Origin of the sequence: Pseudomonas sp. JR33AA (assembly GCF_021378985.1) — a bacterium.
Lineage (GTDB): Bacteria > Pseudomonadota > Gammaproteobacteria > Pseudomonadales > Pseudomonadaceae > Aquipseudomonas > Aquipseudomonas alloputida.
Genome location: NZ_JAJSAW010000051.1, coordinates 1 through 821, shown reverse-complemented (window position 1 = coordinate 821; position 821 = coordinate 1). Strand labels below are relative to the sequence as shown.

Sequence of the window (821 nt, the reverse complement as noted above, 5' to 3'; positions counted from 1 at the left end):
TGTTCGAGGCGCAGGCGCGTCGCCAGCCGGACGCGACGGCACTGCTGTTCGGCGACCAGCGCATGAGCTACCGGGCGTTGAGTGAGCTGTCCAGCCAATGGGCGCACAAGCTGATCGAGCAGGGCGTCGGCCCGGAAAGCCTGGTGGGCATCGCCGCCGAGCGCTCGCTGGAAATGGTCGTTGGCCTGCTGGCGATCCTCAAGGCCGGCGGCGCCTATGTGCCGCTGGACCCGGACTACCCGGCCGAGCGGCTGGCCTACATGTTCGAAGACAGCGGCATCGAGCTGCTGCTGACCCAGGCGCACCTGCGTGAGCAGTTGCCGGCGTTTGCCGGGCAGGTGCTGTTGCTGGACCAGCCCGGCGAGCTGGGCGGTTACTCGCGGCAGGTGCCGGCGTGCCGGCTGCACCCGGAGAACCTGGCCTACGTCATCTACACCTCCGGCTCGACCGGGCGGCCGAAAGGCGCCGGCAACCGCCACCTGGCGCTGTACAACCGGCTGGCGTGGATGCAGCAGGCGTATGCGCTGGACAGCGCGGACACGGTGTTGCAGAAGACCCCGTTCAGCTTCGACGTGTCGGTGTGGGAGTTCTTCTGGCCGCTGATGACCGGTGCCCGGCTGGCCCTGGCGGCACCGGGCGAACACCGCGAGCCGGAGCGGCTGATCGACACGATCGAGCGCCACCAGGTGACCACCTTGCACTTCGTGCCGTCGATGCTGCAGGTGTTCGTCCGCGAGCCGGGCCTGCAGCGCTGCCACAGCGTGCGGCAGGTGATCTGCAGCGGCGAGGCGCTGGCGGTGGACACCCAGCAGCAGGTGTTC

General features: G+C 69.3%; 1 protein-coding gene. It reads left to right on the top strand.

The features are described 5' to 3' along the window. Window positions 1–821: AMP-binding protein (locus LVS58_RS24955; protein ID WP_233693243.1), on the top strand; the 821-nt coding region annotated here is incomplete at both ends.